Here is a 24,894-nt window from a genome sequence, read left to right as displayed (position 1 = left end):
AAAGTTATTGTCCTTTATATATAGCAAATAGCTTTTTTTTAGAATAGTCAATATGAACGTGAAATATAATTTATAATCGCCATTGATGACCGATCAAACAGACGCAAATAATTGTAAATAAACGACGTGATGTTTCAAAATCAATTTTAATTTTAGGGTTTAATTGTGTTTTTAATATATCTGCACCTTCATCATGTATGGATTTGCGACCAAAATCGATTGCTTCTAATTGATCTGGTTTAAGGGCTGATAAAGCTGAATAATAAGACTCACAAATGGTAAAATAATCTTTTAAAATGCGTTTGAAACTCAATAAAGAAAGATTCACTTTGATGGTGTCTTCAGTGTTTTCAACATGAAAAACGATGTAATGTTCATTTATATTGAGATTTAAAATGAAGGGAGGGGCTAAATCATCGCAGCAAAAAAAGTGAGAAGCCATAAAATCGGCAATGGCCGTTTCTTTTTCACGTTCAATCAAAACGTTTTTAAGCTGTGCTTTATGTCCTAAATTAAGCTCAAGGACTGTTCTATTTTTCTTTTTAACCATTAGACTTCTTTCGAAACTCTACTACTGTGGTCGATTGATGCGTCGCTTCGGTACTCAGATCCTCATGTATGAAGAATACACTGCGGTCTTCCGTGCCGAATCTTCTATCACTCGCCCCACATTAGCGAGTTTCGAAAGAAGTCTATTACATTCTCCCCATTAAAACTTTAGGTGTTTAATGAGGAGAATGCGACTTATTTTTCACTATAGATTGCGTATATGAACAAATAAAGGTGGATTTTGTTGGCTGTCATCATCAATTGGAATACCTAGATATTTTTCATAGGATCCGAACAATCCTTCTAAATTCTCTAATAAATTCCAGTAAAATGTTAGGTGAGCAGGATTAACCAGTGCAAAACGATCGCCATCAGCTAGCACCTCAATAAGTACTAAAGCATTAGCAGATAAAGTTGTTCCAGTGTTCATAAGAAGTTTGTAATAATTATTTTGTTTTGTGGGTTGATTGAAGTCCAATGGAACATAGAATTCTTCAATTGTGTAAGGTAAGATGTTTTGTGCTGCAAATTGGATATTTTTGGATATCGTATCTAATTGCGCAATTAAAGAATTTTTGTTTAGACCTAGTTCGTTGAAAATATCTTTCAGTGATTTTTTTTCAATAGCTTCCATTGGATTGCTTGATGAGTATATGACTTCTTGCCTTCTATAATTTATTTCTTCTGTGATGCCTTCTTTTTGAACATAATATTGCAACATATTGCTAAATTGTTCTTTCATTTGGGTAATGATTCTTTTTTGCTCTGTAAAAAAGAAGTGTGCTTCACTTCTTAGGTTTTGTTGAAGAAATTCAGCATCTTTTATTAATTGTAATGTTTCTTTGAGTTTTTGTTCAAGATGTGATGAGGTGTTGATTAAAGCTGGTGAGGTGTTGATTAAAGCGGGTAATAATTTTGGATTTTCGAGTAAATTATAAACATAAAAAGGGACTAGATTATCAACTGGTTCATTTATTTCTAAAGAGGTTATAGTTGCATTCAAAAAATCTGATAAAGCATTCTTCAAAACCGGATATAAGTCCTTAAAATTGGTATCATCTGTAATATCGGCATCACTTTGCTTTTCTAATATTGTCGATGATAAGGTTAGGAAATGTTTGTATAATTCTTCTGTGCCATTACCATAACGAAGCAATATTGTGTTTTGTTGATCTGTTATGTCGACTTTTTTCTGAACAGGACTTAAAAGCTCCCTTAAATCTAAAATAAGAGAATTGATACGATTCAATTTATTTAAAAGTACTTTCTTCGTCCAATCCTCAGTTTGATTTATTTTTGTGATCTCATCTCTAATTAAGGTTGTGGCTGTTTCACGAAGTTTATTTTGTAAATCCTCATCTGATATCATGCGGTTACTTTGTGCCTTTATGAATGGAACCTCTAGATAAGGACCCTCTTCATCACTTTTTAATACCAATCCATAACTTTCAGCAGGAAGCTTAAAACCCTCATGAACTCTTGTTTTTTCATATGCTTTTACGAAAGTTGGTGGTATTGAATTCAGGTTAAAAAGCGGCCTAAGCGCATCATATAAAGGGCCTGCAAAAACTTGTGCACTGGATAATATAATCGCTAAAGGTAGAAATCGTAGATAATTGAAATATTTCATTGTGTTGCTCCACTATTTTTTTTAATAATTAGAGAGTGTCCATTTTCTTGTCAAGAAAAATAAAATTTGGTAGAATCATCTATTAAATAGACGTGTTAAACGATAATTTATTTAAATATGTCAATATATCTTTCTAATTTTTCTTATTTTTTACAAAAAATATAATCTTATTGCTCAATATAAGTAAAAATTATAACAATGATTCAATATGCTGCAAAAAAATATGGCAGCATAATTTACGTAAAGTAAAAAATAGCTATAAATATATATAAAAATGTGTTATTCTTATTTTCGTGCTTATATACAATAAAAAATCTAGGCAAATCAAAATGTTTCTTTAGGGCAATATTCTGTCTTAAAATGACTTGTCTACCCATATTAAAAAAAACGAGTATTATTATTACTCTCTGATTAAAGATGAAGAGGCTAAGGATGTCTACACATACCAATATGGGATTTAATGCGGGTGACCACGTTGTTTATCCAACGCATGGTGTCGGAACGATCATCGGATTCGAATGTCAGGCCATTTCAGGCATGTCTATTAATCTAGTCGTTGTTGAATTTGAACGTGACAGAATGACTTTGCGGGTTCCTTTAACCAAAGCAACTGCTTCAGGTCTTCGTCGTTTAAGTACAAAAGACGATATGAATTTAGCACTTACAAATCTTTCAAAACCCACAAAAATTCGTAAATCAATGTGGTCAAGGCGTGCTCAAGAATATGAAATGAAAATCAATTCTGGCAATCCAGCAACGATTGCTGAAGTTGTGCGAGAGCTTTATAAAGACGATGACGCAGATCGATCCTATAGTGAACGTCAAATGTATCAGGCAGCGTTAAAACGTCTTGCGCGCGAATTTGCTGCGGTCGAAAAAATTGATGAATCAAGTGCTGCACAACGACTTGAAGATCTTATGCGTAAAGTTGCTTAAGGCTATAATAAATTCTAAGCTACGGGACAATTTTTAATTTTATGTTCCGTGCTAATTCCCACATCACTGTTTTCCTGAACGCGTTGAAGCAAAGCTTCATACGCAGATTCAGGATCCAGAATGAAACACATGCTCGAAGAGCATGCTAGGTTTACTTGGATTGTGGCATGATCTGCGATCATGAGTGTTAATTCGACGCTGAATCCGTGCTCGAAGCTTTGCTTCTCGCCTGTTCAGGTAAGTGGCTGGATTTTGGAAGGTTTTAAAGCCAAAAATATTTTTTGTCCGGTAAATTGGATAATCTTATCATCCAGTGACTGCATTTCTTTCATTGCGCTGTGGTACACCGTCCCGTGCTAATTGATCTGCGCGTTCGTTTTCAGGGTCACCTGCGTGACCTTTCACCCAATGAAACGTAACTTTGTGATAGGCTACAATTTTATCAAGTCGTTGCCAAAGGTCGATGTTTTTGACAGGTTGTCTTTGGCTGTTGCGCCATCCATTTTTTTTCCAATTATGTATCCACGTCGTTATGCCTTGTTTGACATATTGACTGTCACTGAAAAGCTGAACAATTGATGGTTTTTTAAGTGATTCTAAGGCTTGAATGGCAGCCATTAATTCCATGCGGTTATTGGTTGTGTCGGGTTCTCCACCTTTGATTTCTTTGCGATGATCTTTGTATAAAAGAACAGCGCCCCAGCCACCAGGGCCAGGATTGCCTTGACAGGCGCCATCAGTGTAGATTTTAAGGTTTGTTGTTTCTGTATCCATTAGACTTCTTTCAAAACTCTACTATTGTGGCCGATTGATGCGTCGTTTCGGTACTCAGATTCTTATGTATGAAGAATACACTATGATCTTCCGTGCCGAATCTTCTATCACTCGCCTCACATTAGCGAGTTTTGAAGGAAGTCTATTACGCGATAACCAATTCACGTGGTAATTTAAATTCGATGTTTTCATCTGCCACTTTGACTTCAGAAACTGTTACTTTATAGTTTTTGTTTAATGCTTCGATCATTTCATCGACTAATATTTCAGGGGCTGAGGCACCTGCAGAAAGACCTAAGTTTTTAACATCTTTAAGCCAATCCCAATCAATGTCAGCAACGCGTAAAATAAGTTGTGCTTTTTTGCAACCATGTCGTAAAGCTGTTTCAACTAAACGTTGAGAATTAGAAGAATTGGGGGATCCAATAATAATAATGGCATCACATTTTTCAGCAATCGCTTTGATAGCCATTTGTCGATTGGTAGTGGCGTAACAAATATCTTCCATTTTCGGTCCACGAATATCAGGAAAACGTGTTTTTAATGTTTTGATCATCTCAATTGTATCGTCAACAGATAAAGTTGTTTGTGTGACATAGCTTAATCGATCTGTCTGCGTTGGGATAATACTCTCAGCTTGTGACAAGTCTTCAATCAACGTAATGGCGCCATCTGGCAATTGACCCATTGTACCGATTACTTCTGGGTGACCTTTATGTCCAATTAATAAAATATGGTAACCTTCAGCATAAAGACGTTCGCTTTCGCGGTGTACTTTGCTAACCAAAGGGCAGGTTGCATCTAAATAATGAAGTTTACGATTTTTGGCTTCAAGGGGCACTGATTTAGGGACACCATGAGCTGAAAAAATAACAGGCACATCATCAGGAATTTCATCTAATTCTTCGACGAAAATAGCGCCTTTTGCTTTTAAATTATCAACGACATATTTATTGTGCACAATTTCATGGCGTACATAAACGGGTGCACCATAGAGTTCCAAAGCTTTTTCAACGATCAAAATGGCGCGTTCCACACCGCCACAAAAACCACGAGGGCTTGCTAAAATAACTTGAAGGTCTTGCATCATCATTTCCTAAAAACGTATATACCACTCTTGTTTCAAACCCACGGAGGTTGTCAGACTTCGGGATTCACTATGCTCATGTACAAAAAGGTACACGCAGCAGTTTTCACCACTTATCTTCTTGACCCAATTTCGAAACAATTCGAGTATGCATGTCGCGATATTCATAAACTTCAGCTACAATAACGAAAAGTGCATCAAAAATCTATCATCATCTTCTTAAAATGGGTTTGGAAACAAAAATGACAATACCAAAAATTGCACAAAAAAATCCTTATTGTGTTGAAGTTATTGCGCAGAAAAAATATGCTTGGTGTTCTTGTGGCGAAAGCAAAGAACAACCTTTTTGTGATGGGTCTCATAAAGGCTCTGGCATGCTACCTGTTATTTATACCCCAGAAGAAAATTGTACTTTATATTTTTGTGGCTGCAAGCAGAGTAAACATCAACCTTTTTGTGATGGTTCACATAATCAATTATGATTTGCATTGAACTGAATAAGGTGCACATTTTAAAATATGCACCTTATTTAATAGACTTCTTTCGAAACTCTACTATTGCGGTCGATTGATGCGTCGCTTCGGCACTCAGATCCTCATGTATGAAGAATACACTGTGGTCTTCCGTGCCGAATCTTCTATCACTCGCCTCACATTAGCGAGTTTTGAAAGAAGTCTAATAAAAAATTTACATTACGGAACAATTGTCATCTTTTTTTTCTTTTTTCTTTTTTTTGACATTGATATCGTCTGGTTTTGTTTTTGTAGGTTGGGTGGGCGCTATGGATTTTGTTTTTCGGGCTTTTTCAGAGATTATAAAGTCACCAGGTGCTGATACAGATTTTGTTCTTGATACAAGTGTAAGTGTGTTATCTGACTCTGGTGTAAAATCAACAAAGGGGTATTCATCGAGTGCAGATGTTGATTTTTCTTTTTTCTTTATATTCTTTTTTTTAACGTTATGTCGTGTAATGGTTTCTTTGTCTTCTGTGTTTTTGTAATCATCATTGTCTTCTATTTTTGTAAATTCAGGTACGGCACTTGTCGAGTCTTGTTTAGAAATATGTACGGGATTTATGAGTTGAGATGAAGTTAAGCCTTCGTTTGTTGGTAAGGCAGATTTTTTTTCTTTCTTAATTTTTTTAGCATCTGACTCTTTTTTTGTTCTTCTTTTTTTCTTTTTTGTTGCAGATAAAGACTCTTCTTCTTTTTTGTCGTCTATAATATCAAAATGTGGTTCAATGCTTACGAAATCATCAATTATTGCGATATCATTGACTTCTGAGCGTGTTACAACCAAAGAGGAATCATCAATTTTTGAATCATCTATAAAAAGGGCATAATTTGCTGTGTTCTGATGTGCATCTAATTCAGATGGTTCAGCAATTTTATATTCAACAAGTTGAGTTTCATTAAAGTCATCTGGATTTAAAGGAAGTTCACATGATGCTGGGTCTATTTTATAAGTATAGTTTTCAATTTGAGAGGTTTTAGGGAATTTATTTATAATACCTTTTAGCACATAAAGAGTATATTCAGCCCCTTTTTTGTTTGAAAATACGGGCCATTCGTCGTCAACGGCTATGGCAAGATTTATTTGGAAGCAGATTGAGATAAATAGGACAATTTTTTTCATTTTTCACTTCTTTCTTATGGGCAGAAATTGAAATTAGGTTTGTTGACTTGATTTAACACAATGTAATGTTTGTTAAAATTTTAAATCAATTGTCCCTAATTTTTTCTCATTTGATTGCGTTATATTAAATATTGCTAGGATGTAACGTTTAACGCAAGAAAAATATTATTGATTAGGGTGGTTTGTTGTTTTATAAAACCTTTGAGATGCTTTATGTGGGAAACCCAAAAGACTTTTGTTATAAAATCTAGATAATTACAATATAGAAAATATTTACATAAGTTTTGTCTTTCTAAGAAAAACATAATGAAAATAATTTAAGTATTGAATTGTTTTTTTATTTGTGATAAATTTTCTTTTAGTTTAAATAACTAATGTCGTTTCCAATAAAACAATACTAAATAACATTCTCATATTTTTAGTGTTGTTTGTAATTAATGTAAGGATTACAATGAAAAAAGTTCTTTCTTTCGTATTAATGGCAGTTATATATATGCAGGTTCATGCAACACTCGATCAACAAAATGTATTTGATTCGTTTAATGCTAAAAGTCGTGTTTTGAAATCTATAGATGCTGTAACCGATAAATTATTGCCAACAGAAGCAGAATGTCTTGCTGTTGAAGATATTATTGGTGAAATACCATCAATTTTAAAACAGTTTTATTTAAATTGTGGTAATCATGTTCTTCATGGATATGAAATGGGTTTTGTTTATAAAGGGGCAGATTCATCACTTGTTAAACTTCATGAAATCGCAAAAGAAGATGATTGGTCTATTCCATTAACATATTTTCCTTTTTGTCGCGATCAAGATTCAATGTATTGTTTAGATAAAAAAAATGGCAAAGTTGTGATATTTGATCGATTTGAAAAACAGATTGATGAAGATCCCAAATATCAGTGGGACTCATTCTTGAGCTGGCTGAATAGTACTCTTGGTTAGTTCTTTGTATAACTTTGAAAATAAATCCTGCTTAATATGATTGAATTCATTTCTATCGATTGCTTTTGGCTGTGGATAATATTTTTTATCTCTGAAATGTAGATGCAGTGATTTTTGTTGATGCATTGTTTCTGAAATAAGAACATATATGCCGGGTTGGTGACGTGTAATATGGTGAATATTCATTGATTCACCATCAAAGCCAATAGGGGCAATGCCATTGTTAATTCTTTCTAGATTTGTTCTGTCTTCAGAATCTTTGATTGTATTTGGAATAAAATCTGGATTGTAGTAAAAAATATTACCGTCTGATTTTATTTTTTTATAATGGGTTGAGACTAATGTTTCAAACTCATCTTCAATTTCAGATCTTGTAATTTTTTCACCACTGCCTTCATCAATTTCATTTTTTCGATCTTTAAAGTAAGTAAAAAAACCTTTCCATAATATTTTTTCTTGTTCAAGGGGTTTTGTTGTAGGGGCAGAAAGCGCGGCTTGTTCTGCTAATAGTCTATTTTGTTCTGCACGTTGAGTACGACGTTCAGCTTTTTCTTCCTCTGTTTCTTCTGATATAGAGGGATGTTCACAATAATCAGTGTTAATAAGATCAATTAATTCATATGAGTTGTTTTTTAAGATTTCTTCTAATGTTTTAATTTTTTTTCTATTGGATGTTATTTTGTGTAATGCGCTTAGAAAAATTGATTTTTCTTTTAAGCATTCATCGTTTAATATTTTTTTCTTTTTATAAAGAACTAAAAAATGATTTAAGAATCTATTTAGTCTATTTTTATCAAAATCAATTAAAATTAATTTTTCAGATAAATCAACTTTTTTTTCTTTTGTTCTGTAGTTGTTTTTTATTGTTTCATTGTATAGGTAAATTTTATTTGGATCTAAATTTAAATTGAGTATTTCGGATTCCATCTCATCTGAAAAATCATGAATTCCTTCGAATTTTTGTTTCTTTTTTAATTGTGATTCAGTAAGTATTTGTTTATTATCATTATTTTCTTTACCTTTATATTGATGATTTATATTTTTTTGATCAAATTCATCAAATTTACGTTTTATTATCGTTTTGTTTTGTTTTTTTTCTGTAAGAACACCTTTTTCTGTGTTAACAACTTTTTGAAATTGTGGTAGAGGGGGATTTAATGAATAGTTTAAGTTTTGAAGTTTTAGTGAAAAACTATAGGCATTATTTTCTGTAAATAATATTGATAAAAAAATAATGGATAAAATAGATAGTATCTTTTGTGTGTTCATTATACAAACCGCAACTTATGACCATTGCTTATATTTTATGATAAGTTTATTAAGAAAACGTTAATATGTGAAAATGAGTAAGATTTTGTTAAAAATTGCCCAATGTGAGTTTAATCAAATTGGGTATATATACTCAAATAATCTGAAACTACCGTTTTTAGTCGATGACCTTTGTTTGCTTTTTAAACTAAAAATTTCTAAGGCAAAACAATTACCTGTCGTAATTTTAGGTATCAAAAATTACCTCAAATCTCAGACTCAAAAATCGGCATTTCCAAATCATTTGGGTATATTAAAGTCTATCGAATGAAGGGGGCAATGAGTCTATCGCCAACATGTATGTTATAAGCGTTTGTAAGGCCCGCACCAATTTCAAGAACTGCTTTTGCCATGCTGTTGGAGTAAATATGGTTAGGTGAATTAGGAATTGTATGTCTTACGATGTGGCAAATACGTCCTGTTGCATCAATGAACATCATATCCAAAGGGATGAAACAATTTTTCATCCACATGGTTATCAATTGAGGGAAAGGGTAAATAAAAAGCATACCATGATTTTGTGGTAAAACAGTACGCAAACTAAGTCCTGTTGCTTTTTCATTGTTTGTACGCGCGACTTCAGTATCGAATATGTATTGTTGTCCTGATTGTGTTTGAATGACGCTTCGTTCAACAACCATCGCATTTGTGTTCATATTAAATGCAAAAAGACTGAGTATGAAAAATATTTTTTTGATCATTTAGAGGGCTCCTGGTTAAAATAAAAATGAAATAATCTATGCCTGTTGCAAAAATACAGCAAATCAAACTATTAAGTCAAGAGGAAAAATAATCGTTTTTATGTAATGAATAAAAATAACTTATTTCATTTTTTTTATTAGAAATGAGGTCTGGAAATTTAAAATCTAATTTAAAGCCTAATTTTTGAGGAATTTTTTGACTTTCACTATTTTTTTGTGCACAACGAATGGATAATGATTGAAAGTTGAAATCATTAAAGCAAAGCCCTAAAAGCGCTTTAACAGATTCTAAAATATATCCTTTTTTTTGGTGTGCGGATCTTACCCAATAGCCAATATCGCTTAAACCTTTGTTCCATTCAATTGCATTAAGACTTATCATGCCAACCATTTGGTCTTGATATCTTAGACAAAATTGGAGTGCTAGATCTTTAGATTGTAAATCAATAGCGCTTTTAACAAGTTGTTGTGCGTAATCTCTATCAAAAGGATCTTTTGTCCAAACCATCCAAGGTAACAGATTGTCTAATGAATCAATGACAGCATGATAAAAATCATCAGTGTCATCTGATGCAATGGGACTAATATAAAGCCTTTCGGTTTTAAGCGGCTTTATGTTTGACAATGATGTGAGGGTTAAGTTTGACATCAAAATTAACTGAATTGGCTATATAGCATTTCTGATGCGCTTTTTCTTGAAGATGTTTTGCTTCTTCAATTTTATCTTCCTCCAAAATCGTGATTTTAGGTGTAAGGGTTATTTCAGTAAAACGGCCATTACTTCCTTGAAGCTCTAATATGCCTTCAGGTTCATCCTTGTAATCAATCACGGTGATTTGGGCAAGTTTTGCTAAATATAGAAACCATAGCATATGACAAGAAGCCAAAGCGCCAACAAGTAATTCTTCCGGATTGTAACGGTTTTCATCGCCTTGAAATGCAGCGGCAGAAGAGGCCATAATATATGGTTTGTCACCTATACCTTGTAATTTATAATTTTTGGAATCATTGTTCGAACTATTTGGTTCCCATTCCAAATGCATCCGAAACATGTGTTGTGATGTCATTGTTTCTCCCCCATCTTTATTAATAATAAGTTTGCCATAAAGTAAGCTTGAAGGGAAGGGGGGGATCCCAACGTACTTGACCATTTTATGGTCTGCAGAACATTGGGATTAACACGATAAAGTTTATCCTTTAGCGCCTGATATGCTTGGTTGAAGCCAGACGGATTCCCAGTAATGCACACCAAAGGATTGTGTTGGTGCTGCGCCAAATTGTTTCAAAACATATTTTTCTGGCAAAGCTTTGCCGCGTTCAATGGGGTAAAGAACATTGGGTGGGAAAATAATGTCCCTATATCCTGGTCGACCAATAGCTAAAGCAATTGCAGCAACTGCCATACCTGGTCCTGTTATCGAAATGGTGTCTCGTTTTTGATCGAGGAAGTCACCATTTTCGTCATAAAGTGGTTTTTTGGTTTTTGGGTCCTTTGGAATAAGATAATCTGGCCGTCTGTCGCGTGATAGGTTTCGACCAATAAGTTCAACCATTTTTTCAACAACGGGGTGGTGAGGTTTTGCAGCCAGAATGGCGTTACCAATGACATGTGACATAGGTTCAATGGCACCGTAAAAGTCATATAATGTGTTTAGACCTTTGAAGCTATGGAAGCCTTCATAATCGGTATCTAGATAAATACCACCATAGATGTTAAGTAATTCTACACGTAATGTATCTGCGGCCATCGCAAATTTATTTTGAGCTATGCTTTTCAAGAAGACTTCTTTGTTTTGTAATTGATCAAGAATATCATTGGTAAGTTCTCGCACCTCGATATTGCCTGATTCTTCAGCGAGTTCTACTGTTCTTGGGAGTAACGATCTATCTTGGATCCATAGAATATGTTTCCAACCATCGATAGGTTTATTAAATTTAATCGTGTTTTCATACCATTCAGTGTATTTGTCAGGCATTTCAGAGGGTTTATTTGGATTGGTGAGCCAAATTTTATGTGTAATAAGCGGGATTCTTGGTTCTCCGTTTAAAGCGTTTTTGTCATTTTTAAGTAAAGTGCCAAAATTGTTTTCATCATAGAGTTTTTGGAAAAGAGCTTGTGTGGCATGAATTTCTGCACCTTCGTGTTGAAGCATTTTTTTAAGAAATTTATAACTATTGTTGTAGCTTTCTTTGAAGGATTTTTTGTATAGACGTTTAGCGCGTAATTCATCAATACTCAATTCAGGATTTTCAGCCATGTTTTTATCATTAAATATTTTGAGTTCTCGTTTTTCAGCTTCAATCTCCTCTGGTGTAAAAAGAATTGATTCTGAATCAAAATTATAAGGTTTGTATTGATACAAGAATTGCTTATCTTCGCTATTGCTAATGTGTAGTTCTATGTTTTTATCTTTTGTCCATTTTGGATTAATAAACAGATTGTCAGGTGTTATTATACTTACTTTGTCTAGAGATTTTTTGTCCTTGTTTTCAAAAGTAAAGGTATCTTTTTTGTTAATTGAATATCTTTTCTTTTCTTTTCCAACGACTTCTCGTTTGACGATTTTTCGTGTTTTAATTTCAACTTCTACATCTGAATTTGTTTCATTTACAATTTGAAATGATGTTTGAATGTTTAGTTTTCTTAAGAAAGGATGAAGATCAGATTGGAAATCATAAAGAATTTGATCTGCTGATGCATTGGATAATTGGTCGTTTTCTACTTTTTCTCTAAGATTCGAATCATCTGTCATAATATGGCTGCTTTCAGCAGCTGCTATAAAGATGGATTCATTAGAGAAAATATAACTTATTAAATTGTTGGCAAATGCCATGAATGTTTCTTTTGTGTCCTCTGTAAGATTGGGATCATTTTGTGCGCTTTCTGCAAAGGGAACATTAAGCATATTTCTAATGTAAAAGGCAATGAAGGGGCGCTCGGTTTTTGGAAAAGCGCTTATGTATTCTTTTATAAAGCTTTGATAAGCAATTTCTGTATTATTGCATATATTTTCATTTGAAAAGCAGAAATTACCTAGGTTATATTTTGTGATGGAGTCATAAATAATGTTCTTTAATCCATAATAAATGCTTGTTTTTGGTGAATTGTTAGGCTCATTATCAACGATTGTGATGTTTTTTGAGTCAGGATTGTAAAAAACCTTCAGTAGTTGACTATTGCCATAGATATTTGTTTTATATGTTTCCAATGGATTAAATGATTCGGATTTCCCTTTTTTAATATTGTCAAGAATAGACGGGTTTGTTTTGCTTAATAGTGTGTTTTGATCCATTTCTTGAAGATGTGTTAATGCTGATGCTTTTCCAAAGGCTGCAAAAGCTTCTTGAACAGAAATAGATTCACCATTCATGATCAACGCATATAATTGTTTGCCAGGATTTTCATCCGTACTTCCATCTAATATATTGTTTTTATTAGTGTTAAGATATCTTGTTAAGTTTTTAGTCAAAGTGATATAGGGTTCTATTGTATTGTTTGAGAAGGATTTATCGCTTTGTGCTTTTTTGATAAAATTTTCTTGTAGAAGGTAGTTAAAATAGTCAAAAACAAATGCGCGTTCTTCTTTTGGAAATGCTTTGATGTATTCACTCATAAAACTGCGATAGGCGGTTTTTATTTTATCGCATAAGGAGTTATCAGTTGTACAAGCTTCAGGAAATTGGAATCCTCTAATAGAGCCATACATAACGTTTCGAAGGTCATAATAAATGCTTAATTTTGAAGTCATTGATCTGTGAAATGACTCATTGTCAATCATAGTGATGCGCTTTGAATCTGGATCAAAGAAAATATTTAGTAATTGAGCATCACCATGAATGATAGTTTTGTATACTTTTGAAGGGTCAAGGTTATTTATAATTGATGGATCTTGTGCGCTTAAGAAGCTTTTTGGATTCATTTCTAAAAGATGCATTTTAGCGCTGGATTTACCAAATTCTTTGAAGGCTGTTTCAATTTGTTTAATATCGTTGTCTATGATTGTTTTGTATAGATCTTTTCCTTGTGCTGCATCTTGAATAATTAAATATTTGGTTTTATTATCTTGCTTAAATGAATGAAAAGGCTCTAAAGCTAATGCAGCTAAAGGAAGGTCTTTGTTTTTGGGTGATGCGATTTGTTTAAATAAATTGCTTTGTTGAATAAATTCTAATTTTTTAATTTCTTCTAAACCTTTTTCATCTGTAGCTTTTATAACATATTGTAATTTATATTTATCAGTATCGTTTATGTTTATACATTTTTGGTTTATTTTAACTAAAAAAATGCCTTCACTTGCAAGTCCTGCTTCTGTCGATTGGATCTGTAGACAATTTGGTTTTATTTGCTTTTGCTCGAATAGAATATCTGGCAATAGGTTTGAATATAGTGCAGCTTCAGCTTCTGATGCAGGCTTTTTACTAAGCCATTCTTTAATTGTATTAACAGTAGCTCCCTGGCTTATAATATTAGGATTCTTTATTTCTAAAATTTCAGCATTAATGTTATTTGTAAATATAAATATAGAAAAAACTATAACAAGAATATATGTTTTTAACATAGACATTTAATCCTCCACCATAAGTTTATTAATATAATTCTAAATTTAATAGATTAAAGAAACGTTAAATATTTTATTTTGGTGTCTTAATTAAATATTAATACTTTAAATATAAAATCATATTAAGTTGCATAATTTTGTAAGGAGAATGAGATGAAGCGTATATTGGTGTTTTCTTTGTTGAGTTCGCTGTTTGTTGGAACGGCTTTATATGCAAGGGTTGATCCTTTGAAATTAAAAAGTGATTTGATGGCGTTTAAAAATGAGTATCCTGAAACTCAAAAACAAGTTGATAATTTTTTGTTGAGTATAGCAAGTTATTTACAGGTGGCGTTGCCGACAGATTTCAATCCTGCTGTATATCTTGGCATGTATCCAGATTTATTTGATTATGCTAATAGGCAAAATATGGATCAAGAGGCAAGATTGAAGTTTGCTAGAAATCATTATTTGAATCATGGTAGATTTGAAGGTAGAAAATATTTTAGAGCAGAAGAATCCTTGCGGGATTCAGATGCAGATGCAGCCAATATTCAAGATACAACAGGCTCTGATAAACCTTTACAATCTGCAAGTGAATTAGATATTCCAAATAAAATTCCTGATGAAGTTGTCGCAGATTTTGAAAAAAAAGTAGAGAATTATAATTATCAAAAAGATCTTCATGGATTTCTTCAAAAAATTAATCATGATGAGGGATTTTTAATAGAAAATATGACAGATAGAGATGTAGAAATTTCTATTAAAACAAGAACAGTTGAAGTGACTGATGAAATTCGTGATAAAGAAAAAGTTGCAAAGGTAACATCAGAACAAGTGGAGTATATTGATATTCCAGCGCATTACATTCATGTCTATGAAAATGATGCAAAAAGAAGAATTTCTAAAGTTAAAATAAATAATTACGACGATTTGTTTCTTAATCCTAAATGGACCTTAGATGGAAAAATTGAATTGCAAGTGGATACAGAGCAAGATCAATTCTTTTTATATCAAAAATATCCATTTAAGTTTGATGCGCGAACCAAGCTTTTTTCAGCTGAAGCAATTGCTGCAGATAAAACAAATTTTAAAAAGAATTACAATGGTAATTATGAAAAATTTGTAAAAGACTTTAAAAATGAAGGTTTGGATTTTGTTAAAGCACAGGAACATCTTCAAGAACTTTATGATAAGAATAATTTTACTGCATTGCTCGAAAAGAATCCAAATATTTTATATGAAGAACCTAAAATACCGCTCATTACCCATCATATTTGGTTAACAAATCCATCAAATCCATCAAACATGTTTGATAGATACATTAAATGGATGGAAAATACCATAAAATTTAATAAAACAAGAGATGGATGGCAACACTTTCTTTGGATTCAAAGTAAGGATTTATTGCCAGAGCTCGTCGAAAGAATAAGTCAAAATCCAGATATTACGATTATGGAAGTGGATGAAGCTTTCATGAAAGAAATGACCAATAAGGATGCGTATCAAGATGCACTTTCAAGATTTAAATTTGGTATGTCGTCAGATATATTGCGTCTTGAAATTCTTAAAAAGTATGGTGGCATCTATTTGGATACGGATTATGAGGCTTTTCAATCCTTTAAAGGCATCAATACAATGTATAATTTTTATGCAGGGTTAGAACCTGTATCCAGTTATATATGCAATGCCATTATTGGGGCAAGTATTAACCATCCTGTCATTCTTAAAATGATAGAACTTATCAAAAGAAATTATAATCAGGACACACGACCTGATTATATGATCAAAAAAGATCCCAAAACAAAAGAACCGATGCGTGATCCAAAAAATCCGACAAGATTGTTTGAAGATGGAGGAACGACAATTTATGTAACAGGTCCCTATGTTATAACGCTTGCTGTTGCTTTGGCTGCAGGTCAAGAAGGTATGACAGACATTATCTTCCCTTCACCTATTGTCTATCCCATTATCAAAGGGCTTGTTGGTCCTCAAAGCTTTGATGCAATTCTTAAAGAATATGGATCTGCGCGTCCACAATCTTTTGGGGTTCATTATTGGGAAGGATCATGGGTAGCTGGTGATGTAGCTGCTGCTAAGGTTGATAAATCTAAGGTAGCGCCTGCTGCTTAATTAAGTGTGCTAGACGATGGGGTGTAGTGCCCCATTGTTTGTCTTAAGTTAAAGGGGGGTTTCTATGTCTATTAAAAGAACAGGTATGTGGATTGCGTTAACTTTTTTTTCGATGGCGATTCATCCTTTTGTGTCAGATGCAGCAATGGCTGAAAATAGTCCTAATGTTCCTGGAGAGGCAGAAGAACCTAATAAAGAATTTATCGAATCAATAGAACCAACTGCATCAGCAGAAAAGAATGACAATGTTAGAAAACAAGAATTAAAAAATATCCAGCAAAATTTAAAATCCTATGATTTTCAGGGCGATCTTTATGGATATATACAAAAATTGAATACGCAACATGGTTTTTTAATTCAAAACAAAACAGACAAACAAATTGATATCGTTGTAAAAACAAGAGAAATTGATACAAAAAATAAAAAAATTAAATCAATATTAGACGAATATATAACAATTCCAGGTGATTATATTTATGTTTATGAGAACGATGCTAAAAGAAGATTGTTAGATGTTAGACTCGATAAATATAGCAAATATTATATAAATCCAAAATGGACAATAGGCGGAAATATTGAATTTTCAATTGATACGGAAGCAGATAATTTATTTTTATATAAATTGCATTCACATTATTTTGATTCTGAGCATAAACTTTTTACAGAAGAAGAAATTAAAGATGAAATTGATCAGTTAAAAGCATCTGGAAAATTTAAAAATCATTATAGTTCCTTTAAATGGAATTATAATGATTCATATAAATACATTTCAAATGTTTTTAAAAAACATGAAAATCTTGATTTTGTAAAAGCGCAAGAACTTTTTCAAGACCTTTATGATAAAAATAATCCAGAAGGTTTAATAGATCAAAATCCAAATATTTTAAATGAAGAACCTAAAATTCCTTTAATTACGCATCATATTTGGTTAACAAATCCTGACAATCCAAAAAATATGGATGAGGATTATATTAAATGGATGGAAAATTCAATAAAGCTCAATCCTGTTAAAGATGGGTGGCAGCATTATTTGTGGATTCAAGATAAAAAATTATTACCTGACCTTGTTAAGAGAGTTGCACGCAATAAATCGATTATTATAAAAGAACTTAGCGAAGATATTCTTTCTCAAATGGTCAATAGAGCAGAATTTGAAGATGCTCTCTATGTAAAACATAAATTTGGGCAAGCATCAGATATTTTGCGTGTTGAATTGCTGAATATTTATGGCGGCGCTTATATGGATACAGATTATGAGGCTTTGCAATCTTTTAAAGGTCTTTTGACAATGTATAATTTTATTGCGTCACAAGAGCCAATGTCACATTTTTTATGTAATGCTTTTATGGCGGCAAGCCCCAATCATCCCGTGCTCCAGAAAATGATTGAGCTTATTAAACGCAATTATAACCAAGATACACGTCCATATTATATGAAACGCAAAGATAGTAATAATCAAATAATGTTTGATGAAAAAGGAAACTTATCTGAAAACACCTGGACAACTATTCTTGTAACGGGTCCTTCAATGGTTACAATTGCAATTGCAAGTGCCATTGGCCAAGAAGGGATGACGGATATTATTTTGCCGCCTGATTTAATTTATCCTGTTAAGCGTGATCTTTATGGACCTCAAGGTTTTAACAAAATTTTAGGTGAACTTGAATCTTCTAAACCAACAGCTTTTGGGGTGCATTATTGGCTTGGGTCATGGAGCAAAGGGGTTTCAAAAGGTTGATTATTTGATTCTGGTTTGAGGGGAGGGTTATGAATATTAAAATAGTGTTTTTTGTGATCATTATTTTATGTCGAGCACTCCCTTTGTTGGCTGAAACGGGAGTATATGATTTTCAGACGGATCTTCGTGGATATATTCAAAAAATTAATACACAAAATGGGTTTTTAATCCAAAATAACACTAATGAAGATGTTTATGTGATTGTAAAAACAAGAAAAATAAAAGACAAAACAATTAAATCAACAAAAGAAGAGTATATATTAATTCCTAAAAATTATATTCATGTTTATGAGAATGACAAAAGAAGATTTGTTTTAGATGTAAGTTTTAGAAAAAATATCAAATATTACATTAATCCAAAATGGACAATTGATGGGAATATAGAATTTACAATTGATGAAAGATTGGATAATTTATTTTTATATAAATTTCATCCTTATTCTTTTGATTCTTCATATAAATTATTTTCAGAAAAAGAAATTGAAGATGAAGTTAATGATTTGAAAATTGCTGGCAAGTATAAGAATTTGTTTAGTTCTTTTAAATGGAAATATAATGATTTATATAAATTTACTTATGATGTTTTTGAAAAACATGAACAACTTAATTTTTCAGATTTTCAAGATCGTTTGCAAGTTATTTATGATGAAAATGCGCCTGAAAAATTAATAGATAGAAATCCAACTATTTTAAATGAATCACCTAAAATCCCTTTGATAACGCATCATGTTTGGCTCACAAATCCTGATAATCCTCGGAATATGGAGGAAGATTACATTAGGTGGATGGAGAATTCGATAAAACTTAATCCTGTTAAAGAAGGATGGCAGCATTATTTATGGATACAAGATAAAAAATTATTACCAGATCTTGTTAAAAGGCTCGCCAAAAATAATTCAATTATTATAAAAGAGCTTACAGAAGATGTTTTGTCGCAAATAGACAATAGAATAGAATTCGAAAATGCCCTTTATGTTAAACATAAATTTGGTATGGCGTCGGATATTTTGCGTGTTGCATTACTTAACATTTTTGGTGGTTTTTATATGGATACGGATTATGAGGCGTTACAATCTCTTAAAGGGCTTGCCAAAATGTATCATTTTATTGCAGCACAAGAACCTATGTCGCATTTTGTTAACAATGCTTTCTTGGCGGCGAGTCCTAATCATCCAGTGCTTAAAAAAATGATTGAACTTATTAAAAGAAATTATAATCAAGAAACGCGGCCTGATTATATGAAGATTAAAAAAGATGAAAATAGAAAATTATCTGAAAGTATATGGGCAACTATTCTTGTGACAGGCCCTTTTATGACAACGCTTGCTATAGCGAATGCCATAGGACAAGAAAATATGGTTGATATTATTTTGCCGCCCGACCTAATTTATCCAGTTAAGCAGGGTCTTCAAGGGCCTCAGGATTTTGATAAGGTTTTAGGTGAAAATGAAGAAGCGCCATTTGCGGCTTTTGGTGTTCACTATTGGCGTAAATCTTGGGTAGGAGCTGAATTTGAACAAAATGAGATTATTCAAGAAGATAATCATTATTATTAAAAATAGTTGTAATTATTTTGTACGTTCTTTAATTAACAAACAATACAATGAGTATATAAAGTTATTATTTGTTGACATTTTAATATTAATAATTTATATTATTGGGTAGATTTTTAGTCTTTTTTGTTATTTATTCATACAAGGTATTCATTTGATGGTCTTTTTTAGAAAAGCAGTTGCTGGTTTTGTTACTTTTGCATATTTATTTTCAATAACAATTGATGTTTTTGCTGTAAATTTAAATGATGATAATTTCGATGAAATAATAGAAAAAGAATTGAATGAAGAATTAGATTTTGATCACACTAATTTTTTAGAAAATATTCATTTAGAATTAGATTTAAATCTTAATCTTAATATATCAACACAAAATAACGAAGAACATAATGATAATTTATTGAATGATGAGCTTATGTATAGTGATCATGATAATTTTTATGATTTTTTTATAGATATTTTAAATGATGATAATGATATTACTCAGAAAGACAATGTTGATGAATATGATCATGTTGAAATTGATTCTATGTTTACTTTAACAGAAAAAGAATTAAATTTTTGTAATGCAGAATTTGTAGATTTAATTAAATTGGATAATCAAAAACATATAAATAAACATATTTTTGAATATCTTAATTTTATATTGCCTATAACATTTGATTCATATTTATCGGTTAAAAAAGCATTGTTTTATTTAGAGCAACATGCGCCTTATTTGTGGTTAGACCTTAAAAATTTTGCGGAACAATTTGATTCTGAAAATATAATTGATCATATGTATTTTTTGAATACATTATATTTAAAAATTTTGCCTCAAATGGCATTGAAAGAAAGGAAAGATGTTGAGATTGTTATGGGGAATCTCCAAGGCATTTCACCAATTGCTTATGCTTTATTGGTTAATATTTCCAAATATCCACAATCAATAAATAATAATACAGAGGAAGTTCTTAAAGAAAATTATCCAACTTTTTATGAGCATTACCAGCAGAGTAATTTTAATGAGCAATCAGTTCAATCTAAGGTAAAAGATCGCTCGGTTTTGGGAAAACGCCGCCCATTAAATCAAGAAGATCAGCCAGTTTTGAAAAAGAAACGTATATTAAAAGAAGATGTTAAAAATTTAAAAGAAGAAATTTTAAATTTTATAAAAGATAAATCAATATTGGAAGATTTAGAAGATCAAGAAAATTTTATTGAAGAATTAATGATAACCTTAAATTATACGAAATATGCAGGATTACGTTCTATGCTTATTGCATTATATGAAAATGAAGTATTAGATCAAAACATAAAGGATAAATTAAAAAAACTTAGTAATGCAGCTAAAAGAATGTACAATAAAAAAGGTATAGATAATAATTATAATAAATTAGATCCGCAAAAGGTGATAGAAGCTATTCGTATAATTTTTTCAACATCTGTGATAGATACGGCGTTAGACTTAGAAAATGTGGTTAAAAAATTAAAAATAGATTTAAATTATGAAAATACGTACAGTGCTTTTCGTACTGTGCTTGTTAATGTATCTCAAAAAGAAGAATTATCAGAAGAAGAAAAGGATATACTAAGAAGGCTTAGTAATGCAGCTGTTAGAATTTACAACAGACAAATAATAGTTAATCAATTGACATCTAATCAGCAAAAGACGTTAGAAGTTATTCGTATGGTTTTGTCAGCTTCTATTACAGATACAGAGGCAGATTGGGAAAATGCTGTTGAAAAATTAAAAACGGATTTAGAGCATAAAGTTACTTATAAGGTTACTTATGCTGTTTTAAATATGATGTTTGGTAGATTATCGCAAAAAAATGGATTGTCTGATGGTGAAAAAGATAAAATAAGAAAGCTCGGCGATGCGATTAAAAGGCTTTGTGGGAAACAAAAATCTCAATTAAATCTTCTTAAGAATAAACCTGTATCTATTTCAATGGTTGAAGATGTTACACCAATACGGGCTGTAAAAAAACGTAATAGAAAAGATTCAGATATTGTTTTAAATAAAAATGGGTCTAAAGCGCAGAAAAAAACATCGGATAAAGTTCTTGATAAGGATGTTGGATCAACTTTAGTGAATAATAATGAAAATGCTAAAAATTTAAAAGAAGAAATTTTGAATGTTATAAAAGATAAAGTGATGTCAGGTGACTTTAAAGATCAAGAAAACTTTGTTCAAGAATTAATGACGACATTAAATTATACGAAATGTGCGGGATTACGTTCTATATTTGTTGCATTGTATAAAGAAGAAGCGGTAAATCAAAATATAAAGGATAAATTAAAAATACTGAGTAATGCAGCTGAGAGGATTTATAGAAAACAAAGAATGGCTAATAAATTGACATCTGCTCAGCAAAAGATGTTAGAGGTTATCCGCACATTTTTATTAGCACCAATGACAGATGCAGAGATAGATTGGGAAAGCTTGGTTGAAAAGTTTAAAATAGATTTAGGATATACAAATAGTTATGCCGGGCTTTCTACTGCGCTTCTTGTTTTATCTCAAAAGGAAGAATTATCAGAAGGCGAAAAGGATAAAGTGAGAAAACTCAGTAATGCAGCTGATAGGATTTATAAAAAACAAAGTTTAGATCATAAATTGACAACTGCTCAGCAAAAGATGTTAGAGGTTATCCGTACATTTTTATCAGCATCAATGTTAGGTGCTGAGATAGATTGGGAAAGCTTGGTTGAAAAGTTAAAAATAGATTTAGGATATACAAATAGTTATGTCGGGCTTTCTGCTGCGCTTCTTGCTTTATCTAAAAAAGAAGAATTATCCGAAGAAGAAAAGGATAAGGTACGAAAACTCAGTAATGCAGCTGAAAGAATTTATACAAAGCAAAATGTAGATTACAAGCTAACCTCTCCTCAGCAAAAGATGCTAGAGGCTGTCCGTACATTTTTATCGGTATCAATGACAGGTTCAGAGATAGATTGGGAAAGTTTGGTTAAAAAATTAAAAGAAAATTTAATGTATAAATCTGGTTATATTAAGTTATCTAAGATGCTTGGTACATTGTCCCAAAAAAATGGATTGTCTGACGATGAAAAGGATAAATTAAGAAAGCTCGGCGATGCAGCGGGTAGGATTGACCAAAAGCAAAAAGCAGATAAAAGGGCAGCTGATGAATTAACGCTGGATCAACAAAAAATTCTGGGATTTATTGATAAAATTTTGTCAGAAGCTTTTGTGATTACCCAAGATGATTGGAGAAATGTAGTCAAAAAATTAAAAGCAGATTTAGAATATACAGGTAATTATGCTGAATTACGTGAAGATCTTCTAAATTTATCCAAGAAAAAAATAGATAAATTTCAAAGAGCTAGATTGAAAAATATTAGTGATGCAGCTTTAAGGATGCATAAGAGTTTTTCTTAAGGGGTTTAATTTAACCTGAGTTCCGGATTAATTTGTGATAATCTTTGGAAACTCAATAGTTTCGTCATCGCGAGCCACTTTATTGGTGTGGCGATCTAAAATATTAATTTTAACTAGATTGTAACGTGTCCCTTTTTTTAAGTTTGGGCGCATCTAATGGCATTGTTTTTAGGTTTTTTTAAAAAATTTTAATTCTGAATTGAGGTAGGATAATAATTTTTATGGATTTTTTCAGGGTTTTTCTCTTTATAACGATGGGAAACTTATATTTTTCAATACACTAACTTCTAAGTTATATATAATTCTTTAGTATTTTTAAATTATCAATGTCTATTAATCCTATTTTGATTGTTTGTTTTTTAGAACAAAAAGAGAACAAAATGCAGGATTGTAATTTTTGTGCTTTAATCTTTTCAAAAATCGTTTTTTTATCTTGATTTAAAAACAACATTATTTAAGAATAGTCATTCTATTATTGTTTTCCCATTGACTCCCATGCTATCCCATGCTATCCCATATAGAGTACATATTTCTTTTTTGGTTAGAGTTTCAAGCACATGGCATTGTTTTTATCGACATATGAAAACAAATTAGACCGCAAAGGACGGGTTTCAGTGCCTGCATCCTTCCGTGCTGCTTTGCCGATTCCTCTTTTTAATGGCGTTGTCCTTTTCAGATCTCATAAAAGTCAGGCTCTTGAAGGCTGTGGCATGGATCGTATGGAAACATTGAGCCAATCGATTGATTCATTGGATCTTTTTTCAGATGCGCAAGATGATCTCGCTGCCACTATTTTTGCCGATGCGCATCAATTAAATCTGGATAGTGATGGGCGTATTACTGTGCCGCAGCATCTTTTAGATCATGCCAATATTACAGAACGTGTTCTTTTTGTGGGGGCAGGCCCTGTTTTTCGGATATGGGAGCCTGAAGCCTTTAAAATCTATCAAAACGAAGCACGGGCCAAAGTGAAAGACCAAAACCTTACATTGAAGCTGTCTAAGCCAAATGGAGGTGCGTCATGACGCAATTAGGTCATCTTTCCGTTATGCTTGATGAGGTTATTCAATATCTTGATCCTCAGGCAGGCGAAACCTATGTGGATGGTACGTTTGGGGGCGGGGGCTATGCACGTGCGATCTTAGAAAAAGCTGATTGTAAAGTTATTGGCATTGATCGAGATCCTGCGGCTGTTTTACGTGGACAGGAATTCAAAACACAATATAAAGATCGCTTTCAAATGCTTGAAGGGTGTTTTGGCGATTTAGAGCAGCTTTTAGATCAAGCGCATATCGACAAAATCGATGGTATTGTTCTGGATTTAGGTGTGTCATCTTTCCAAATTGATGATCCTGCACGTGGTTTTTCCTTCCGTTTTAATGGCCCTTTAGATATGCGTATGGGAAATTCTGGCATAAGCGCTAAAGATCTTGTGAATTCAGCAAGTGTTGAAGAGCTTAAATTTATTCTTAAAACCTATGGCGATGAACGATTTGCAGGACGGATTGCGTCAGAAATTGTTAAACGTCGCGTGATAACACCTTTTGAAACAACAAATGATTTGGCCTCAGTGATTCGTCGTCTTGTGCCTAAAAGTAAAGATGGTTTGGATCCCGCAACGCGCTCTTTTCAGGCCATTCGTATTGTTGTAAATAATGAATTAGATGAAATCACTAAAGTCTTGGTGGCTGCAGAAAAAAGACTAGCGTCTAATGGTCGTTTGGTTGTTGTGTCATTTCATTCTTTGGAAGATGGACTTGTAAAACATTTCTTGAAAACAAAATCAGGCAATATTCCTAATGTGTCGCGCTTTACGCCTATTTTAAATCAAGAAAAAGCTGAATCTACTTTTAAAGTTTTAACCAAGCAAGCTGTTAAGCCAACATTTGCTGAAATTAAAACGAATTCACGGTCTTCCTCCGCGCGTCTCAGAGCTGGGATGCGCATAGATGCTTCGGCATCTAAACTTAAGGGAGATTAA

At 32.3% G+C, this 24,894-nt stretch carries 19 protein-coding genes; 9 read left to right on the top strand and 10 right to left on the bottom strand.

Translation table 11 applies throughout. The annotated features are described in order from the left end of the window. Window positions 1-70: 70 nt before the first annotated feature. Together Q8L85_08450 and Q8L85_08445 are read right to left on the bottom strand one after the other, a co-directional pair. Entirely contained in the window at window positions 71-550 is a 480-nt protein-coding gene (locus Q8L85_08450; protein MDP1724714.1) for a UPF0262 family protein, read from the bottom strand. Window positions 551-754: 204 nt separating this feature from the next. Beyond that, window positions 755-2,179: a hypothetical protein gene (locus Q8L85_08445; protein MDP1724713.1), complete on the bottom strand. Its 1,425-nt coding sequence runs from the start codon at window positions 2,177-2,179 to the stop codon at window positions 755-757. A gap of 432 nt (window positions 2,180-2,611) precedes the next feature. Here Q8L85_08445 and Q8L85_08440 point away from each other — a divergent pair, with 432 nt between their 5' ends. Further along, entirely contained in the window at window positions 2,612-3,115 is a 504-nt protein-coding gene (locus Q8L85_08440; GenBank protein ID MDP1724712.1) for a CarD family transcriptional regulator, read from the top strand. Window positions 3,116-3,421: 306 nt separating this feature from the next. Here the strand turns inward: Q8L85_08440 and rnhA are convergent, their stop codons facing one another. Further along, window positions 3,422-3,889, bottom strand: a complete 468-nt coding sequence (gene rnhA / locus Q8L85_08435) for a ribonuclease HI (protein ID MDP1724711.1) — start codon at window positions 3,887-3,889, stop codon at window positions 3,422-3,424. A 145-nt stretch (window positions 3,890-4,034) separates the two neighbouring features. Further along, entirely contained in the window at window positions 4,035-4,976 is a 942-nt protein-coding gene (gene ispH, locus Q8L85_08430) for a 4-hydroxy-3-methylbut-2-enyl diphosphate reductase (protein ID MDP1724710.1), read from the bottom strand. A 242-nt stretch (window positions 4,977-5,218) separates the two neighbouring features. Between ispH and Q8L85_08425 the strand changes: the two genes are divergently transcribed. Next, entirely contained in the window at window positions 5,219-5,458 is a 240-nt protein-coding gene (locus Q8L85_08425) for a CDGSH iron-sulfur domain-containing protein (protein MDP1724709.1), read from the top strand. Between the two features lie 205 nt (window positions 5,459-5,663). Here Q8L85_08425 and Q8L85_08420 read toward each other — a convergent pair whose 3' ends face one another. Next, window positions 5,664-6,611, bottom strand: coding sequence for a hypothetical protein (locus Q8L85_08420; protein MDP1724708.1), 948 nt, complete (start codon window positions 6,609-6,611; stop codon window positions 5,664-5,666). Between the two features lie 451 nt (window positions 6,612-7,062). Here Q8L85_08420 and Q8L85_08415 point away from each other — a divergent pair, with 451 nt between their 5' ends. Further along, entirely contained in the window at window positions 7,063-7,557 is a 495-nt protein-coding gene (locus Q8L85_08415) for an SMI1/KNR4 family protein (protein ID MDP1724707.1), read from the top strand. On the opposite strand, the gene Q8L85_08410 is transcribed toward Q8L85_08415, so the two are convergent. From Q8L85_08410 to Q8L85_08390, 5 genes are all read right to left on the bottom strand, one after another. After that, window positions 7,522-8,826, bottom strand: a complete 1,305-nt coding sequence (locus tag Q8L85_08410) for an HNH/ENDO VII family nuclease (protein MDP1724706.1) — start codon at window positions 8,824-8,826, stop codon at window positions 7,522-7,524. The two genes, Q8L85_08415 and Q8L85_08410, sit on opposite strands and share 36 nt — an antisense overlap. A 299-nt stretch (window positions 8,827-9,125) precedes the next feature. Further along, the gene (locus Q8L85_08405; GenBank protein ID MDP1724705.1) at window positions 9,126-9,566 is read right to left on the bottom strand and encodes a DUF192 domain-containing protein; all 441 of its coding nucleotides are present in this window, start codon (window positions 9,564-9,566) and stop codon (window positions 9,126-9,128) included. 76 nt (window positions 9,567-9,642) lie between these two features. Then, on the bottom strand, window positions 9,643-10,215 hold the full coding sequence (locus Q8L85_08400; GenBank protein MDP1724704.1) for a GNAT family N-acetyltransferase: 573 nt from the start codon (window positions 10,213-10,215) through the stop codon (window positions 9,643-9,645). Continuing rightward, window positions 10,169-10,633: an OsmC family protein gene (locus tag Q8L85_08395; GenBank protein ID MDP1724703.1), complete on the bottom strand. Its 465-nt coding sequence runs from the start codon at window positions 10,631-10,633 to the stop codon at window positions 10,169-10,171. Before Q8L85_08395 ends, Q8L85_08400 begins: the two co-directional genes overlap by 47 nt. Window positions 10,634-10,756: 123 nt before the next feature. Next, entirely contained in the window at window positions 10,757-14,131 is a 3,375-nt protein-coding gene (locus Q8L85_08390; protein ID MDP1724702.1) for a glycosyltransferase, read from the bottom strand. Window positions 14,132-14,278: 147 nt separating this feature from the next. Here Q8L85_08390 and Q8L85_08385 point away from each other — a divergent pair, with 147 nt between their 5' ends. The 6 genes from Q8L85_08385 (at window position 14,279) to rsmH (ending at window position 24,894) form a co-directional block, all read left to right on the top strand. Further along, complete coding sequence (locus Q8L85_08385) at window positions 14,279-16,237, top strand: glycosyltransferase (protein MDP1724701.1); 1,959 nt, start codon at window positions 14,279-14,281, stop codon at window positions 16,235-16,237. A gap of 64 nt (window positions 16,238-16,301) precedes the next feature. Further along, window positions 16,302-17,975, top strand: coding sequence for a glycosyltransferase (locus tag Q8L85_08380; protein MDP1724700.1), 1,674 nt, complete (start codon window positions 16,302-16,304; stop codon window positions 17,973-17,975). A 29-nt stretch (window positions 17,976-18,004) separates the two neighbouring features. Further along, a complete protein-coding gene (locus Q8L85_08375) occupies window positions 18,005-19,531 on the top strand; it encodes a glycosyltransferase (protein MDP1724699.1) in 1,527 nt (508 codons plus the stop codon). A 154-nt stretch (window positions 19,532-19,685) separates the two neighbouring features. Beyond that, window positions 19,686-22,913 carry a hypothetical protein gene (locus tag Q8L85_08370; protein MDP1724698.1) on the top strand — a complete coding sequence of 1,076 codons (3,228 nt, stop codon included), beginning with the start codon at window positions 19,686-19,688 and terminating at the stop codon, window positions 22,911-22,913. Between the two features lie 557 nt (window positions 22,914-23,470). After that, window positions 23,471-23,938, top strand: a complete 468-nt coding sequence (mraZ, locus tag Q8L85_08365; GenBank protein MDP1724697.1) for a division/cell wall cluster transcriptional repressor MraZ — start codon at window positions 23,471-23,473, stop codon at window positions 23,936-23,938. Then, entirely contained in the window at window positions 23,935-24,894 is a 960-nt protein-coding gene (rsmH, locus tag Q8L85_08360) for a 16S rRNA (cytosine(1402)-N(4))-methyltransferase RsmH (protein MDP1724696.1), read from the top strand. The genes mraZ and rsmH overlap by 4 nt, the downstream gene beginning before the upstream one ends.

The organism is Alphaproteobacteria bacterium (genome assembly GCA_030680745.1).
Classification (GTDB): Bacteria; Pseudomonadota; Alphaproteobacteria; order JAUXUR01; family JAUXUR01; genus JAUXUR01.
Note: the sequence above shows the minus strand (reverse complement) of the source record. Positions and strands in the feature narration are given on the sequence as shown.